We start from the raw sequence: 18,307 nt of genomic DNA on the forward strand, positions 1-18,307 counted from the left end.
CACAGTCGAACGATTCGTGCGCGATGTCGCAAATACCGTCTGGCATGGTCAGCGCAGATGCGGCGTATTCCGATATCTGTGTGTTCAAGCCATCTGCTAAAGTCTGCTGCAATGCGCACTTGCCGATGCAGGGAATACGCACTGTATCCCTGTTCACTCAGCGCTCTTGCAAACGAGGCGAGAAGCGTCGCAAGTGGCCCCTCAGGTGGTCGTGAAAGGACCGCCTGATCATGGATGACGTACTTCACGTTGAGCTCCTTCCCCGATGTTGGGGTGCAGTGGAAAGGAGCCCCAGACTATCTCTATCTGGCTTCGCCCATTGCCCTCGAAAAGAGCAGCATCCCGGGCTTACAAGACATAGTCCGGCAGGGAACATAGTGCCGCCTATCTCTTCAAAGAGATAGGCGGCACTCCCACGCCAGTCATGCACTCGCGCGCGGCGCGGAACTGACGAGCGTACGCGACAACCTGCGCCACTCGTCCATCTCAACGACCTCGATGTACCTGCGCGGAGACGACCTCAAGCGCGCCCGGCAGTTCGCTGAGGCCTTTGGACGTCGCATCAGGAAACAGCGTACACCGTCTGACTTGCAGTGAAATCAGCGCCTTCGACCATCATGCCTTCGATCAATACGGATCATCTTGCGCCCAACATCACGCCGACGGGTCATCTTCTTGCGGTGCCGAAAACCGATGCTCCCCCTGTGCCGGAAGACATCGCGCTCGACCGCGCTTTCCAGGCCGGCGCAGGCCACGGCCTGCTCTATCTCGGCAGCACGGTAATCGGACGGGCACTGCCCCCCGCCTGGGGCTGGTGGCGCGACTTCGCCATGCGTTACGTCACAGCGTTATGCACGACGGCCACAGACGGGGACATCGCAGTCGCCGAACCGGACGCCCGGGACATCGGGAGGCTGATCGACGATGCCCCACCCATGACGGGCGTCGAATATCTCACGCCGCAAGTGCTCGCGAGACTGTGGGGCGAGATCGGCAACGCCCTGCGCCAGGAGCTGGCCAGCACGGGCGGCTCGCTTCAGGCATTTCTCAGGTCACGTCATTCCACCTGGAATCTGGTGGGCCGGGTCCACTTCAACCTTGCCGAGAACCGGAAAGACCCGGACGCCCCGTTCGCTTTTCTGGCCACTTATACGGCGCGCGTCTCCGCGCATGGCAAGACCCAGCATCAGCCCCTGTCGCGCTCGCTCGAGGAATTTTCCGGCACGCGCAACAAGGCGCAGCTTCTTTCGCTGCTGCTCCCCGTTCAGCGGGCGGCCGAGTGTTGCGACTGGGTGCGCTCCATGCTTGAGTCGCGCGAGATCTATCATCCGCTGCGCTGGACGCCCACCGAGGCCTGGCACCTGCTCCAGGATTTGCCGGCACTCGAGGCCGCCGGCATCATCGTCCGGCTGCCCGGTACGTGGACGACGGGTCGTCCCGCGCGGCCGAGCGTCACGGCCAGTGTGGGCACGAAACCGCCGTCGCTCGTCGGCAAGGATGCCTTGCTCGATTTCAATCTGGCAGTCTCGCTCGAGGGCGAACCATTAAGCCCCGCCGAAGTCCGAAAGCTGCTCAAGGGCGCCGACGGCCTGCAGTGGATCCGCGGGCGCTGGATCGAGGTGGATACCCGGAAGCTCGGCCGTCTTCTGCAACGCTTCGAAGATCTCGGGCAGGCCGCGCAATCGGGGCTCCCACTCAACGACGCGCTACGCCTGCTGGCAGGCGTGCCGGGCAATGATGCCGAAGTGCCTGAAGAACACGACTGGGCGCAGGTCGTGGCCGGTCCCTGGCTGGCCGATACCCTTCAGAACCTGCGTCAACCGCAAGGCCTGGCGCGCGTCGAGCCGGGCCCCGGGTTGCATGCGCAGCTTCGACCGTACCAGCACGCGGGCGTGCAGTGGCTCTACCTGCTCAGCCGGCTCGAACTGGGCGCGTGTCTGGCCGACGATATGGGGCTCGGCAAAACGATCCAGATCCTCGCGCTGCTCCTCATCCTGAAGCGCGAACAGCGTGATCCACGTCCCAGCCTCCTCGTTGCGCCGGCCTCCTTGCTGGCCAACTGGGCCTCGGAAGCCGAACGCTTTGCGCCCGGTTTGCGCGTCCTGGTCGCCCACCCCTCCGTCACGCCCGCCGAGACCCTGCGCGGCCTCGATGAGGTGCGGCTCGCCCAGACCGACCTCGTCATCACCAGTTTTGGCGCGCTGCTTCGCCAACCCGCGCTGGAGACGATCCGCTGGCGCCTGGCGATCGTCGACGAAGCGCAGGCAATCAAGAACCCCGGAGCCAGGCAGACCCGGCAGGTCAAGAAACTTCAGGCGCAGTCGCGCATCGCCCTGACAGGTACCCCCGTGGAAAACGGCCTGGCGGACCTGTGGTCCATCTTCGATTTCACGCATCCGGGCCTGCTGGGCTCGGCGAAGGATTTCGCCGGATTCAGCAGGCGTCTCGCGAAAGCCGGGCACTTCGGTCCGCTTCGCTCGCTCGTGCGACCGTACATTCTGCGCCGCCTGAAGACGGACAGGAATGTCATTGCCGATCTCCCGGAAAAGACCGAGCTCAAGGCATGGTGTCACCTGAGTCCCGTCCAGGCCGCACTGTACGAGCGCGCGGTCCAGGACCTGGCCGCCGCGCTCGACGGTGCAGAAGGCATCGAGCGCAAGGGCATCGTGCTGAGCTACCTGATGCGTTTGAAGCAGATATGCAACCATCCGTCCCAGTGGCTCGGCGACGCGGCATGGAAGCCTGAGGCCAGCGGCAAATTTGCGCGTCTGCGGGAACTGGTCGACGTGATTGCCGCGAAGCAGGAAAAGGTACTCGTATTCACGCAGTTTCGCGAAACCACCGAGCCCCTGGCGGCGTTTCTGGGATCACTGTTTGGCCGCGAGGGTTTGATCCTGCATGGCGGCACCCCGGTCGGAAAGCGGCGCGAGCTGGTCAGGCTTTTTCAGGAAGACGAATTGACACCCTTCTTCGTGCTGTCGCTCAAGGCAGGGGGATCGGGGTTGAATCTCACGGCCGCTTCCCACGTGATTCATTTCGATCGCTGGTGGAATCCGGCCGTGGAAAATCAGGCGACGGACCGGGCCTTTCGTATCGGCCAGCGCAAAAACGTGCTGGTGCACAAGTTCGTCTGCCGGGGCACAGTCGAGGATCGGATCGACCAGCTGATCGAAACGAAGCAGCAACTGGTGAAGGATGTGCTCGAAGCCGGAGCGGAGCTGCTGCTGACTGAAATGACCGATCGGGAGTTGCTCGATCTCGTCAGGCTCGATATACATCGTGCGCAGGAAACCTGACTACGCAAAGGGAATGTGATGGGTTACTACGGTGGATGGAAACCTTATGTCCCGGTGGCTGAACGCCGGAGAAAAGCCGAACAGCAGGTCGCGAAAGCAATCAAGACCGGCAGGACGCTGTCGCCGATCGCGCCGTATCGCGGCGCCATCGCGAAAACCTTCTGGGGCAAGGCGTGGTGCGATAACCTGGAACGCTACAGCGACTACGGCAACCGCCTGCCGCGCGGGCGCACCTACGTCCGTAACGGTTCGGTGATCGATCTGCAGATCACGGCGGGCAAAATACACGCACAGGTCATGGGATCGAGCCTCTACACGGTCAAGATCGACGTCAGTGCGTCTGCCAATCAACACTGGCGCACGTTGGTCGCCGACTGCGCGTCATCGATCGATTCCATGGTCGAGCTGCTGCAGGGCAAGCTATCGGGCGCCGTGATGGAACGGATCTGCAAGCCGGGCACGGGGCTCTTTCCCTCGCCGAAGGATATCCGGTTCGGTTGCAACTGCCTGGACTGGGCGTCGATGTGCAAGCATGTGGCCGCGGTGCTGTACGGTATCGGCGCCCGGTTCGACCAGCAGCCCGAACTGCTCTTCACGCTGCGGGGTGTGGACGCCGCCGATCTCGTCAGCAGCACGGGTGCCGGATTGTCCGCAGCGGGACCCGCGCCAGCGTCGGGCAAGGTCCTCGACGACGCGGCCCTGGGCGACGTATTCGGTATCGAGATCGACACCGGGCTGCTCGCCGCACCTGGTGCCGCCCGCAAACGGGCAGGCAGGCAATCCGCTCCGCAAACGAGCCGGGTTCCCACGCCATCGATCCCAGCGAAACCGGCCGCGAGTGCGAAATCGACCTCGAAAGGCAAAACGGCGGCACCCAAAACGGTGGTCAAATCCGTCGTTGCCGCAAAACCTGCTGGCAAGGCGCGTGCGGACGCACCAGGGGCGACCCGTTCAGCGAGCGCGAAATCGACCTCGAAAGGCAAAACGGCGGCGCCTAAAGCGGTGGTCAAACCCGTCGTTGCCGCAAAACCTGCTGGCAAGCTGCGCGCGGGCGCTCCAAAGGCGCCCCGTTCAACCGCCACGCAAAAACCACCCACACGTTCGCTGGCGACACCACGATCCCCACAGAAAGCAAAAACATCCCGATGAGGTCAACGTCATGGTCGCCGTCAAATTCGATGATCTTTCCTCGGCCTTCGACTTCGTCAGCTACGCAGCGCCGATGGAACACCAGGCGTATATCTCGCTCAATACGGGAAAAATCTACCGGATTTCCGATGCCATCGACACGATCGAGGAGGAGATTCCCGCGGATCTGGAAGACCCGGATCGCTACCTCGCGATACCGCACAAGAACGAACTTGATCTCGGAAGCAGTCTCGCCCTGCGCTTCGCCGCACAGCAGCTGCCTGCACGTGATGACCAGGTTGAAGGGTTTTTCCAGCGGCGAGGGGCATACGCGCGCTTCAAGGATTTACTCGAGCGCGAAGGTGCCCTGGAACGCTGGTATGCATTTGAAGCCGACTCTGCCGAAAAGGCACTGAGGCAATGGTGTGCTGAAAACGGGCTCGAGATTCTTGATTGAGACGCGACGCGTCGGGTGAGACAGGCCAAAGTCTCTCGCGACACAGCGTACCATCTTTACGTCAATCAGCCGGAAACCCTTGCTACACAAGGCTCTTCAGCCCGGAATTCGTCACAGAACTGAAAAAGCACCAACTTTTGTAGAAATTCGTATCAACTTTAGTTCGTTTGACAGAAAGCGCCGGACGGCCACGTAATGATAAGCACTGAAGGATATGCGTCATGGGTCGAAACGGGAGAGGCGTTGTTGCAAGATCGGACAAGGGGATCCAGATCACGTTCCAATATGAAGGCCGACGGTGCCGCGAAACGATCCCGCTGCCCCCTACAGCCGCTAACCTGAAACGGGCGGAGCAGCATCGAGCCGCCATCCTCTATGAAATATCCCGAGGGACATTCGACTATGCTCAGGTCTTTCCAACCTCAAAAATTGCGAAGAAGCTCGCGCGTGGTAGTGCCGACAGCCATCTGGTAGGACCATTCCTCAAACGCTGGTTTGAGATAAAAAGACATGAGTTGAAAGCGAGCACCGAGGCTGAATGGAACCGAACTGTACACAATCTGCTGGTGCCGCAGTTCGGACATCTCGCCCTGGTCGACCTTACACGCGACGTCATCACAACGTGGCTCAAGTCACTTGATCACCAACGGCCAAAGGCCATTTCCAACAAGCGTTTGGCCAACATTCAAACAGTAGTACGGCAAGCGCTTGCTGCAGCGCTCGAGCAGAAGCTTATCGACGTCAATCCATTGGGAGGCTTCACGTACTCGCGCAAGATCAGCGTGCGAGTGGAGCCTGCGAACCTCTGCCAGCTTCAAACAAAGGCTCCCGTCGATCCCTTTTCATCGGACGAGCAAGCGCAGATTCTTGCGCTCGCAGACCCACAGGTGCGCAACTTTCTGCAGTTTGCGTTCTGGACGGGGTTGCGCACAAGCGAGCTCATCGCACTCAATTGGTCAGACATCGATTGGGAAGCGGGTGTCGTGAAGGTTTGGAAGGCCATGACGCGAGAGGCCAGGGGCAAAGTCGAAACAACGAAGACCGCGGCCGGCAGGCGTCAGGTCAAGCTATTGCCTCCTGCGGTCGCGGCGCTGATGGCACAAAGGGAATACGCTGAGCAGGCGCTGGAAGCAATCTTCCGCGATCCACGCACCGGCAAGCGATGGGCGGGTCACGGCAAGGTATATGACGTATGGCAGGTCATCATGCGCAAGGCCAAGACGCTGCACGGCATCCACTACCGCAACCCCTATCAGACCAGGCATACCTATGCATCAATGATGCTCTCAGCTGGCGAGCCGCCGATGTGGGTGTCAAAGCAGATGGGGCACGCAGATCAGACGATGATCTACCGCGTCTATGGGCGTTGGATGCCGGAAGCCGACCGGGGGGCAGGTTTACGGGTGGTAGCAATGTTCGCCACAAAGGAATAGTTGTGGCATCCCTGTGTCATTCCTACGGGGAATTGGGGGGTTGCGAAGGGGCACAAAATTGAATGAAAGGATTCCGACTGTGGAGTTCAGCAATTAATGTCGCGGTTTGACAACCAATTCGTGTCGTTTTTCACGGGTCGAACCGCCCGATTTCGCACCCGTCCGCTCCATGTCCAACCAATTCGTGTCGCCTTGATAGGCAGACGCTTAAATTCTCGACGGTCTGTCCCTTTATGCGGCAAAGCAACGTCAATTCACTACGGCAAGGACTTCGGTGGCAGTTGGCCTAACTCTGTACCACCGTCGCGCCAATATCTTCGCTCCGATCGAGCGCACGCAGTCTCAACTGCATCTACCAGAGCGCTCATTCCCTGCTTTCGCTCGCGGACCATTATCGGTCAAAGGTGTTGTGCATCAGGCGTGAACTGACGGGCAAGTCGTCGGCCAGAGCGGACGTGGGAGTGCCAGCCACTGTGAGACAGTTCAAGGGCGCTTTGCCGCCATTCGCCGTCGTAGTCTCGAATGTCAGAAACCGTCCCGACTGAACGAGTTCAGCTGGGCGCCCCTGCGACATTTCATGCAACAGGCGTAAGCCCACCCGAAGCGGTCGTGTGTGCTTGCTTAATTGAAATCGAGCGGCGGCTCGGCATGGAATCCGAGGAAGTCGACCGCCTAACAGATCGCTCGGTATGCCGGCCCGCATTGGCGGGCGCAGCGCAAAACGTTTTCGCACGTGCCTGGGTGCCGGAATGATAAGAGTTGCCGCTTAGTCAATCTGAACGATATCCATCAGGTATTGCTCGCGGCCGATCTTCGCTTCGTAGAGGGTTACCGGAGTGCCCCGTTTTTCGAGCAATCCTCTCGCATAGTCCCGGTCCTCCTGCGGCATCAGATAACCGAAGATGACACCCTCCAGCAGCTCTGGCGGGTAGCTTGTTAGCCGCGGGCTCCGGTGCTGGTCGAAGTTGACAATACGGTATTCGTGCTCATACTCCCAGCCTTCATACTTGGTCAGGAAGATTGTCCCGTATTGAGCCTCATTGTCCGTGCTATCGAAATAGTTGACGACCGGGTACATCGCGCGATAGTCAACCGGGTTTGCATGCTCGAAAAAATCGAGCGTCCGGAACTTCAGGCACATGCCCTTATGCTTGTCGCCATAGTGATAGAACATCACTGGATCACGCTCGCATTCAGAAAGACAAAGCACGCCAACGAGGCGGCTCCGAAGGTCTGATGAGAGTAGTTGATGTCCGATCTCGCAAAGTTCGTCGTTGAACGCTGGATACTGCTGCTGATACTCCCCATAGCAGGTTATGAACTCCTGCCCATGGACGTCGGGGAAATCGCGCATCGCAAGCCCCTTTAGCACGGTTTCACGAAATCCCTGCTGCTCTTTCGGGGTAGCTCCTCCAAAGCGGAATACCGGCTTACAGTCCATCGGGTCGTTGAAGCTGGAGGGAGCCGAGAACCATAGCTGCGAGTCGGTGAGCAATGCGGCGTATCGCTTGTCGAGCATTTCGTCCGTTCGATCTCGCAACGGTGTGTACTTGTAAAGGTAGTCGGGCGGCATCGTAACCTCCGGGCGCTGGTCATGAGCGCCAATTCAGTCAATTTTACGCGTATTGACAGTCATGCTCGATGTCTAGTCCGCACAACATGGATGACGGAATACGATCGGCAAGAAATTCGCCGATGTCGGCTTGCAGCTCGCGTCCGGCGTTCCCCTTCAATGCGACGAGCCCGAAGACTTCAAAACCTTCTGCGTGGGATTATTGGGTCTCGACAAATTGCATGACGTCGAAGGCGCGGTCGCTAGGCTTGCCAAGGCGCTAGACGGTATTCTTCAGAACGCTTTTCGGAAGCATGTGCGCATGGCTCACCATTGCAACCGCATCGGCAGGAAGACTCCGGACCCTGCCGAACAAGCCACGCGCACGATTCGGCCTTAGCCGATGTTGGGCCAGCGACGCTTGGATGACCGCCATAGTTGGCGGACCAGTCATTTTGGTACGGCACTTTCGGTTAAGCTTACAGGGGCCGCCGTTCAGCCAGCTTCTGCAGTGCACTGCAGCGGCTTGCATTTGATGCATCGATAAAGCCGTCTTTAGAAAAAGGCCACAACAATGAAAATCAAAGGATTTGAAATAGACCAGCATCTGTGGGATGCTTTGCGAGAGGGCCAAAAAAGTAGCATCACAACCGCATTGAGCTTCTTGAGAAAGGCGGAAGAGACGAAGTCCTGCTTGCTCAGCATGCCAACCGGCGCGGGAAAAACAGGCGTAATCACTGTCATTTCACATTTTTCCAGTCAGCAACGAGTTCTTGTAGTTAGTCACCGACGCGCGGTTCGTGAGCAGCTTTTTGACGAAATCAACAAGAACTTTTTTCAAAAGGTCGCGCCTGGGAAAGAGCTCGGTAGGAAGGACGTGAAGCCGTTCTCCGGATTACCTCTAGATAAAGGGATCTACGTCACGACCTTTCAAAAGCTATCCAGCTTGACACCGGATATCCTCGAAGCAGTGAAGGAGAGCGTAGATCTTCTGATTGTCGACGAGGGCCATTCTGAGCCGTCGCCTGTCTGGAGTCAGGTGGCTCGTGGTCTTGATGCCAAGAAAATTGTTGTTACCGCGACACCGTATCGCAACGACCTCTTCGCTTTCGACATAGATCCCGCATCAAGCCATGTCTACACCTTCGACGAGGCTGTCAAACAAGGTGATCTGGTTAGTCCTCGCTTCGAGCAGGATGATCGAGATCACCTTGTGACCCGCCTTCAAGAGCTGTTTGACACGTATCCGGAAGCGAAATGCATAGTGAAGTGCCGGAAGTTCACGGACATCGAGGCATACTATGACGTGTTCGCCGGACACTTCAAGACGCTTGCTATTCACGAGGCATTCAAGGGCGAAAGATCTGAGTCAAAGCGTGTCTCCGTCCCCGCCAATCTAGGAAAATCTGACTGGAATGTCATCATTCATCAACATAAGCTTGATGAGGGCGTCGATATCCCGCAGGCAAGAGTGCTAGTTCTCACCTATACGGTGGGGAGTGGACGTGAGCTTGTGCAGGCTGTAGGACGCGTTGTTCGAAAGTTCAAAGGACTGCCTTCGTTCGTCATTGAGTGCCAAGGGGCGGCCAATCGCACGATGTGGTTGAACTACCTCGAATTCGACACCTATCTTGCGTCACCGGCTAAACGGACTGCATTTCTGCGCTCACTCGATACTGCAGGCTTGCTCCGAAAGTACCTTGAAGCATTCCCCGACGTTAGCTATTTCGAATCGTCGTTTCGTAAGAAGTTCGAGCTTAAGAATATCGATGTCGATACATCGCTCAAGGTTCCCCTCGCCTCTGTGTGCTTTATCCGTAAGGCGGCAGGATTTAGTCTCGCAGGCATGACCGATCGACTTTTGTGGGATTCAACGCGGGACGGAGAGCTGGTGGATCCGAGATATGACGTTCATGGAATGAATGTGATTCTTTCCATCTGCTTCAAGAACTCACGGTTCCTCGACGAGCACCTATTCTTCGAGCCGTCGCTAGAAGTGACTATTGTCAAAGAGTTTGACGAGATCATCGCAGTTTTTGACAGTAGAAGTAGGGATTTTTCGGAAAAATCCGAATACGATCTAACAACCGCGATAGATGTCAACGCCCTTCTTACGCTGACGGCCCGTGAACAGTTTACCCGGACGAAGGAGACGCACGCGTCGGCGATCTCTACCAGTGCCAGGCGTCCAGAACGAACGTCGATGAGCGGCCACAACCTCGAAAATGTAGGCTACGGCCAGAGCAATTCCAGCTATGCAATCACGACTGTCAAGGTTGACAACATCGACGTCGTGGGCGAGCGGAAGAGCAGCTACTATTTGGGCGTCGGCTCGGGACGCGTTTCGGATCAGATGCGCAGGAATTTTTCGCTTGCTGAACTCAATCTTTGGATGCAGGACGTTGCAGAAGTCATTCAAAAGCCGCCAGCAAGTCGCAGCAGCTTGCTTCGCTCCTACGCGAAAGCGATAAAAAGTCGACCAGCAACGGCACCAGTAAGCGCTGTGCTAGACCTTTCCGACTTCTTGCATCCTATAATTCTGTCGTATGACGGCAAACAGTTGCGCGTCGAAAATAACTTCATTTACGCACAGTATCAAAACGGATTCGAGTTCGTCGGTGGTGCTCCGGAGCTAAGGTTCGACCTGAAATTCGATGAGGAAGAGCGGCCTTTTCTGTGCTGTGAAGTTGACGTCTCCTATGATCTGGGGCGCGACGCTATCGCGGGAGTGAAACAACAGGGCCGGTTTGTCGATCTACTCAACAAAAATGTACGCTTGAAGCTTCTCTACAAAGACGGGACATCTTATGTCAACGGCCACTTCTACCAAGTGATGCTGCCAACGGAAGAGGGTTTTGAACTTAACAAGTCTAAGCTCGGCGGTTTGCTGATTCCGGTTACTGAACTACTCGCAGCGAACCTGTCAGAAAAGGACGAGCATGCTGTGTCAGACGACGAATTTGGGCGAAATTCTATCTTTTTCGGCTATTTCAAAAGTGGAGTGGGTAATGCGGCTCACGAGGCATGTGGATTGAAGGCCGAGAAGTCGAGCTTGCCTGCGATCAGGAACAGCACGGTCCGCATGGTTTTGAAGCTGGCGTATCCGCGCGCCTTGCGCTTGGCAGCTTGAAACAAGCCGTTGATCGCTTCAATGAAACCATTGGTCTGGCGCGTCTGGGCCCACGCGACGATGCCGTCGAAATGACGAAGAATCATGCGTGCGACGTCCTTCATGAGCTCGACCTTGGAACGCATGACGTTGCTACACCACCGGCGCAACATCTTGGAGACTACATGGATTTGCTTGCGATCGAGTATCTCGCGCAGCTGCTCGCGGTACATCCAGGCGCGGGCGGTGCGGTTGGTGGTGTACTGGCTGATCAGCGCCTCGAGATCGGTCAGTTGCGCGAGATTCAGCTTGTCAGCATCTTTGAGCAGCGACCAGCGCATGCCCTTCAGTGCAGGATCAGCCTTCTGCTGCTCGCGGCGCACACCATCGAGTGCTTTGGACGCGTGCGCCACCACATGAAACTTGTCGAACGTCACACGTGCATCGGGCAGATGCTCGTCCACGCCCTTGATGAAGGCGGGGGACATGTCGATGCTGACCGATTTGATCTGCGCAGGCGATGCGTTGTGTTGCTCCAGGTGATGGGCAAAGCGTTCGACGACGCCTGCATCCTTGCCTGGCGTGACGAAGACCACGCGCCTGCCATCCATGTCAGCGACGAGCGAGACATAGTCGTGGCCACGTCGGCACGAGGTTTCGTCAATGGCCACCGCAGTGACTTCGGACAAGTCAGTGGCGGCCACGGCCATATCCACGTACCGATCACATATGGCCTTCACGCGATGCCACGACAGGTTCACCAGACGAGCCACAGCCGCAAATGTCATCTCCCGGCACAACGTCAGCACGAGCGCTTCAAACAGCAGCGTAAAGCCATCCAGCTTACCCATCCAGTCAGGCTCCACGAGCCGCACCGAGCCGTCCGGCAAGCGCACACGCGGCACCCGTACCTCCAGATAACAGTCAAACTGGAAGAAATTGAGGTGGCGCAGCCGTTTGATGACCGTGTCGTGCACCGGGTGTTCGCCCGGCACCCCGGGGTAGGCAAACCGGCTGCCCGCGACAAAGTCCACGGCAATCGTCAGTTCCGTGCTGAAATCGACGCCTTGCACATACCAAGGCGCGTTGATTCCCAGGGCCGCCTCAAAGAGTTGGGTTTGGTTCGTCATTGTTCGCATTGTCTTGCAGGGCTGGTTGCAGCATTCTGCCGCAACCAGCCCTATGCCAGCTTACTTGCGCCACGCGCGTCAAGTGTTCGCTTCGCCGGGCTGACGCCCGCACTTGACCCGGCAACCACCCACTCGAGATTCGAAAGAAGCTCTTTTTCCTGATTGATAAACTAAAAGCTGTGGGCGTTCAAGGCTCCACAATTCCCGAGTTCGGTCCGTTTTTTACGCATATTGCTAATCTCGATATTATGCTTTGCTCGGATATGGGTACGGAGCCGGCGGATTTTATCCTGTCATCACCCGACCAGCTCGTCTTCGTTCATGTCAAATGTGGGGGTGCCGAGAATCGGCCGGAATCGTCAGCGGGAGCACTAGCGGAAGTGGGCGGCCAAGCAGTCAAAAACTTGGAGATACTGACCACAATGCAACGTGACCTGAAGCCAGGAAATTGGTCGATTATGCCAAGCCATTGGCCAAGACCTGCTTCCGGTCCTGCACTTTACGAGCGCATCCGGCTTGTCGATGGAAAGCGTTTTGTGAACGTTGGGCGAACTAAGGCGGCACGCGAGGAAAAGTTAGTGGATATCTGGGACACAATCGCCGAACGCCGAGCAGCACCTAATGTTGGCAAGGAGATCTGGATGATTGTTGGGAATGCATTCTCTCGACAGCACTTTGAAAAACAGCTTCGCAAAGGGCGTGAGGCTGCAAGCGAATCGTTGCAAGCGTTTCAGCTCATTGACAGTTGGCAATCGGCCGCGGCCAGCAACGATGTCGTTCTCAAAATTTTCGTCTCGCCATAGGTCGAAAGTCGGAGCTTTGATCGGCACTTCCAGAACGAGGACATAGGCAAAGCTGGTTACCTAACTGATGTTCGGAGGAAAGAATGAGAACCTCGCGGAAGCGACGTCACTAAAAGAGAATGGACGGATCGATCGAGAAGTGATCTCCCGCGGTACACGCCTAGGCGGGATATTGATGCAGAAAGGCTGATCCGCCTACGAGTTGAGTCACAGCGTAAAACCCGACTTTGAGAGCCCAATGGGGGGCGCCATGAGGAAGAGCGAATGACCGGATAGAGTCGTGCAGTTGCCGAATTAAGTTCATCGCTGAACGTCCACAATGGCCAAATTGTGATCGACGGTTATTGGGCGGGTCCCTGACGCTCCAGTCATTCGGGTCACGACTTCGCAAGATGGGCGAGCGGCAATAACTTGCCCGCTCGGCCCGAAGATAGCCGCAACGGAAAGCGGTCGCACGAACCCGCCCGCAACATCGATTCGTGCGGCTTGCATCAACCGCACTAGAGTTCAGTCTGTTCTGAAATCTCAAGCGCGTCATCGACTTCGATGCCAAGGTACTTGATTGACCGCGAGGGACTCCTCGAATATTCAGTCGTTTACACCGACCGATCCATCAACCATATGTCGCAACTCTTTCAGGGAGTCGTACGGGATATTTCCGGCGCTCTGAAAAAAGTCTACAACGCGCAATCGGCCGTTGTCGTCCCGGGCAGCGGGACTTTCGGCATGAAAGCCGTCGCCCGGCAGTTCGCGACGGGCACGGTGTCTGGTGATTCGCAATGCCTGATTCAGTTTCCGCTGGTCGCAGATTTTCGACATGGGCGGCATTCCGTCAGAATCGATGATGTTAAAGGCGCGTCCGGTCGAAGAAGGAAGGCTGCCCCTATCAACGAATTCGTACTTTCGACCGGTCGCTGACATTCGAACCTCCGCGACACCAACTGCAATTCTCAAATGGCCGACCGCCATTCGAGCGCGCCCAGATCCCTGCCACTCAACTGCATTGCATTGACAGGTTAAATCCGCTACCCCAAGCAACCATTCGCATCTCGCTAAAACAACTGCACAACTGCTCAAGTTCGTTACAAGTCAGCCTGCGCCTTCCCGCCCATTCATGGGCTTTCATCCGGTAAGTTGATGGAGTGAGATATCAACGTATAGGCACCGGAAGGCATGGGGCAGGCTAAACCGGCAAATTTCGATGCCAGAGGCGCAATTCGTCTCCGCTCTGAAGGTAAGGGGTTTTCTTGCGCTCCGTGGGATAATCGACATTCCGCGTAGATAGCACCGAATCGGACTGATTTTTCCTCTCAAAATGCCGAATTTCTCACGTAATTGGCAGCACCTTAGATCAATCGTCGCCGCACACCCTATGTTTGAGCGAACGCCGGATCTCCCGTCGCTGTCGGATCACCTGCACGCTCAAGCTTTGTCAGCGTTTCTCGCTCGTGCGACTTTGGCGACGCCTCGTTTGGACCGGGAAACCGTCGCCGAAGTGTTATCGGGGCGCCAGACCTGGCCGACACTCGCCGGCGAGTATAAATTCAAGGGAGTGAGCATCCCTCTTTCGTTTCTCGAAGATAACGGGTTCGTGACCTTCTACGCCGGTTGGCTGGCTGTGCATTTCCAAACGCCAAGAGACCTGGAGGGCGTTCATCCCAGCGTACTTCCCCTAATCGAGGCTCTTGAGCATCTCAAGGACATATGCTTTGGTCGGAATGACCTGATTCAGCCGCACTACGTGTGCTCGGAACACGATCTGGAAGCGTCAATCGCCGGCCTATCTGCCTCCTATACGGTCGACACTGTTCTTCCCGAACTCCGTCTCGTTAACGGTAATTATCATTTGCCCCCCGGCAATGGCAGCTTCAGCCCTCTTGTGAGTACGTATTTGTGGCGCACTCTGCGCGTTCAAGACTCCAATCAGGCGTTCGAGCGCTGGCTGTTGTACATGAGCGTTAATTGCGATTGGGCAATGCCTGTTTTGTTTGATCAGGACGAACACGAAGAGCGTGAAGCATTTACCGAACACTTACTGGCGTGGCTTGAGGCCGACAGAACCCTTAAACATTCGACGGTGTTGCGACAGAAGCAATCTCTGAACGAGAATCAGTTTTCCTCTATTGCAAGTCCAGTTATTACCCAAATTTATCTCGATGTGAGCCTCAGCGGCCGCAGTAAACCTCGGCGGGACGAAGTGACTGAACTTCGAAAGCCAAGTCTAGTTGAGCTCGTCGAGTCGTACCCCGTTAGCAATGTCGAAGGCCTGAGCGATCTGGAAAGCGTCAAAATATCGCAACGATCCCACGGCCGCGAGCCAAATACGTTTTACGTATGGCTTATCGCAAACTGTGTAGAAAATAGCATCCGTATCGACGGCATGATGCTTGTATCTTCTGGTCTGGTGGAGGCATTGCTCGAGTTGGCAAAATGTCGGCCCATTCTGAAGTATCTGATGTTCAACGCAGTACCAGGATATGAGAGTACGAAATACAAGATTTTCCTCTTGTCGCAGCCATCCACGTGTACGCTTGGCCTATTCTATTTGACCCGACAACATATTTTCCGGGCAGATCAGAATGGCACCTCGCCAACGCGCCTGCTCGAAAAAGGATTTCTGAATCTGGTCTTTCAAGAGTATTTGCGTGCTCTCGAAGCCGAAGCGGATGCAGGCGATCGTTTGATCGAAGTACTTGAATTTCTGTACGAGAGCGTCAATCTCCACGCTGCCAATTTCTCTCAATCCCGGGAATATCAGGTACTAATGGATATGCTGGACTGCCTCGATCACAAACGGGTGATTCAACTCGCGCAGTCGTTCAGCCTTCGTCATTTTGAGTTTCCCCACGCGTTGTTCCATCGAGCATCGGATCACCTTTGGTATCTCCTCGGATTCTGGTTGGTCGATCGACTCGACGAAACGGGAATTGACCACGACGGCGCAATAGGTCACACACTGAAGAATGCGCTTATCGTTCGCTACGAAGCTGAGCTTACAAGCAATCTCGCGCGGCAATGCAAGACACTCGAACCAACGGTTTTCTTCTCCGTTTTGCCTTGGCACAAGATCTTTACAGACGAAGAGATCTCCCGGCTCCTCGCGCTTTCCAGAGATAGTCATCTATGGGACCTGAGAATTCACGATACGAAAAGCGCGGTCAACTCAGTTGGGTCCGCCGTTGCTCAATACCTTCAGATTCTCATGCGCGTCAGTACGCATCGGAGGACCGACGCGGCAAGTGCGAAAGTCAGGCTTAGAGCAACAGAAATAGCGCGTCTGTGGGGTTTCGGAACTCAAGAAGACATCATTTATCTCTTTCAGGGAGGGCCTATCGTCGGCGAGTACGATTTGTGGTCGTCATTTTGTTCCTACACGAACCAGCTCCCCGATGATTTATATGACGATTTCATAGACCGTTGTGTCTCCTTGATTCCGCTAAACCAGTTATTTATTCTGGAAGCACGGACGACCATCGTGGCACGTTCCCGAGCGCTGCAGGATCAAATTAATTTGCGGCAGTCCCTCGATACGGAGGACATGGGACTCTCCGCGCTCGAACAGGCGTTCGTGTCGGCTTGCGAATCCGGTCACACGGTTCTCTCTGAGAAATTGTTACTTGCAGCAAAGGCAACCATTGCAGAACGCTTCAGCGCATCCACCGATCGACTTGTCGTGCATAGACGCAACATCTGGTTAAGCTACGAATACAAGTGGAATCTGATAAGCCTCGCAACGAAATTCAGTGATGACCCGGATGGGTTCGTCAAGTCATCTGTTGAAGTGAAATCACCTCATCGAAATGGCGCCCGGCAGACGTCCGATGATCAAACGCATTGGCGGGAATGCGATTACTTCAGACGCTACATCACGGCGTCCGTCTATCTGAAAGCGAACCCTGAGAAATGCGTTCGTATCATGGAGGCGTTGGTCCCTGAGAGCAAGGACAAGAATCACAGCTTCATGCTGCTCAGAGGACGTATTGCTCTCTTTGAAAAAGACGGTAATCTGGCGAATCTCCGATCCGCATTTTCTCAGTTCATGACAGTTGTCGTCACGACCGAACCGGACCAGATGCCCAGTCAGTGGGCCGTCGCTATCCTCGAAACGCGCAGAATTCTTCAGGAAATGAATGAGCTCGATGCTTTCTGGGGAAAACTGAGCGTAGATCAAAAGCATCGAGCCGAGCTTCTCTATCCCTACTGTAAGGCGCTGATTGAGCGCGGGGACACCCTCGTGGCGAAGCAAGTCCTCTCACGCTATCGGGAGTTCAATAAGGACACGTCCGGTGATCCAAGTATCGAAGAGCTGGTCCACGATTTGATCAATGCATTACCGCCAGAACACTCCACAAACGATCTTGTTCAGCACATTATCGAGCAGTCGCAGCGTAACAAAATCCAGCTTGCCACACACTACCGCGAAATCGTGACCAGTGAATTTTCCGACTACGTGGAAATCGTTGGCAGGGGAAGAAAATCTCCAGAAGAATTTCTGGGAGAAATTGTCTTTGAGGTTGGCCAAGAACTCGTTCTGCGGAAGAAAAATATTCAGATCCATCTGGAAAAAGACGGCAAACAACAGCTCCGCATAACCCAGGAGGATCTTATCAACGACTGGTTCACCTCTCTTTTTGACAAGAGAATGGCCGAAGCCCGAATCGGCTTCCGGGACCAGAAGCGAGCAGGACGATCAGGATCCGGTATTGGCCCCGGGGAAGTTGACGGATACATTACCGATTCAAAAAACAGGCGCCTTGCCCTCTTCGAAGCGTTCCGACTATTTTCCGTGGATTCCACCGTTATCTCCGAGCATGTGAATAAAATCGCAGGCTACGACAACGAATCTCTCAGTCCAGTCTTCATCGTTGCATATTGCGATGTCGGTGATTTCATGAGTTTGGTTCAAAAGTATGTTCAGTTCATCACCGGAATCGACTATGTTGGGTTCTCGAGCAGCGGCGCCGCAAGCATTCAGTTAGATGAACTTAGAAAGACGGACCATACATGGATGGGCATCGAAACGCGACAGCGCGGGGGGCGAGACATCTACTTTTACCATCTACTCCTTAATCTGGGCGGTACGTGAGTTGGCCGGTTCGATTCGTTCAGGCGTGTGACGAACTTTGGACCTGCGCTTCTGATGTGGGGCCATTTCTGCTGACTTTTCTTCGAGATCGAGAAGGTGCCGCGCAAGCCGGGACTTGCAATGCAAGCGCTGTCAACAGGCACGTATGAACGTGCCGCCGGGTATCCTCTTGCGGGGCCGCTCAAGTTAGCTGACCTGGCACGCAGCACTTTTTATTTTCAGAAGGCGCTGCAGGTGGCCGACAAGTATTGTTCGTCTCAATGACGGTTGTGGGGTCGCAAGTACGCATCTGCTTGTGGTGAGAGCGGTCATT

9 protein-coding genes and 3 pseudogenes are annotated in these 18,307 nt (G+C 55.9%); 10 read left to right on the top strand and 2 right to left on the bottom strand.

Features of this window, described 5'->3' with window-relative positions; genetic code table 11:
- Positions 1 to 405 precede the first annotated feature (405 nt).
- The 5 genes and pseudogenes from B0G77_RS44660 to B0G77_RS28570 form a co-directional block, all read left to right on the top strand.
- Positions 406 to 597, top strand: a pseudogene (locus B0G77_RS44660) (hypothetical protein); the annotation flags it as partial.
- A gap of 20 nt (positions 598 to 617) precedes the next feature.
- Positions 618 to 3,296 (top strand): DEAD/DEAH box helicase, encoded by a 2,679-nt coding sequence (locus tag B0G77_RS28555; RefSeq protein WP_133665282.1) that lies wholly within the window; start codon positions 618 to 620, stop codon positions 3,294 to 3,296.
- An 18-nt stretch (positions 3,297 to 3,314) separates the two neighbouring features.
- Positions 3,315 to 4,445 carry a hypothetical protein gene (locus tag B0G77_RS28560; protein WP_133665283.1) on the top strand — a complete coding sequence of 377 codons (1,131 nt, stop codon included), beginning with the start codon at positions 3,315 to 3,317 and terminating at the stop codon, positions 4,443 to 4,445.
- Between the two features lie 10 nt (positions 4,446 to 4,455).
- A complete protein-coding gene (locus B0G77_RS28565) occupies positions 4,456 to 4,881 on the top strand; it encodes a UPF0158 family protein (RefSeq protein WP_133665284.1) in 426 nt (141 codons plus the stop codon).
- A 221-nt stretch (positions 4,882 to 5,102) separates the two neighbouring features.
- Positions 5,103 to 6,314, top strand: coding sequence for a DUF3596 domain-containing protein (locus B0G77_RS28570; RefSeq protein ID WP_133665285.1), 1,212 nt, complete (start codon positions 5,103 to 5,105; stop codon positions 6,312 to 6,314).
- 766 nt (positions 6,315 to 7,080) lie between these two features.
- On the opposite strand, the gene B0G77_RS28575 is transcribed toward B0G77_RS28570, so the two are convergent.
- Positions 7,081 to 7,887: a DUF2971 domain-containing protein gene (locus B0G77_RS28575; protein WP_133665286.1), complete on the bottom strand. Its 807-nt coding sequence runs from the start codon at positions 7,885 to 7,887 to the stop codon at positions 7,081 to 7,083.
- Between the two features lie 89 nt (positions 7,888 to 7,976).
- Here B0G77_RS28575 and B0G77_RS44665 point away from each other — a divergent pair.
- Positions 7,977 to 8,161, top strand: a pseudogene (locus tag B0G77_RS44665) (alanine--glyoxylate aminotransferase family protein); the annotation flags it as partial.
- A 279-nt stretch (positions 8,162 to 8,440) separates the two neighbouring features.
- Positions 8,441 to 10,996 (top strand): DEAD/DEAH box helicase family protein, encoded by a 2,556-nt coding sequence (locus B0G77_RS28585; RefSeq protein WP_133665287.1) that lies wholly within the window; start codon positions 8,441 to 8,443, stop codon positions 10,994 to 10,996.
- On the opposite strand, the gene B0G77_RS28590 is transcribed toward B0G77_RS28585, so the two are convergent.
- Positions 10,882 to 12,105 carry an ISL3 family transposase gene (locus B0G77_RS28590; protein WP_133665288.1) on the bottom strand — a complete coding sequence of 408 codons (1,224 nt, stop codon included), beginning with the start codon at positions 12,103 to 12,105 and terminating at the stop codon, positions 10,882 to 10,884. The genes B0G77_RS28585 and B0G77_RS28590 overlap by 115 nt on opposite strands.
- Positions 12,106 to 12,527: 422 nt before the next feature.
- Here B0G77_RS28590 and B0G77_RS28595 point away from each other — a divergent pair, with 422 nt between their 5' ends.
- From B0G77_RS28595 to B0G77_RS28605, 3 genes and pseudogenes are all read left to right on the top strand, one after another.
- On the top strand, positions 12,528 to 12,908 hold the full coding sequence (locus B0G77_RS28595; protein WP_133665289.1) for a hypothetical protein: 381 nt from the start codon (positions 12,528 to 12,530) through the stop codon (positions 12,906 to 12,908).
- A gap of 546 nt (positions 12,909 to 13,454) precedes the next feature.
- Positions 13,455 to 13,785 (top strand): annotated as a pseudogene (locus B0G77_RS28600) (alanine--glyoxylate aminotransferase family protein); the annotation flags it as partial.
- A gap of 495 nt (positions 13,786 to 14,280) precedes the next feature.
- Positions 14,281 to 17,994 carry a hypothetical protein gene (locus B0G77_RS28605; protein ID WP_133665290.1) on the top strand — a complete coding sequence of 1,238 codons (3,714 nt, stop codon included), beginning with the start codon at positions 14,281 to 14,283 and terminating at the stop codon, positions 17,992 to 17,994.
- The last annotated feature ends 313 nt before the right edge of the window (positions 17,995 to 18,307 follow it).

The organism is Paraburkholderia sp. BL10I2N1 (genome assembly GCF_004361815.1).
GTDB lineage: Bacteria > Pseudomonadota > Gammaproteobacteria > Burkholderiales > Burkholderiaceae > Paraburkholderia.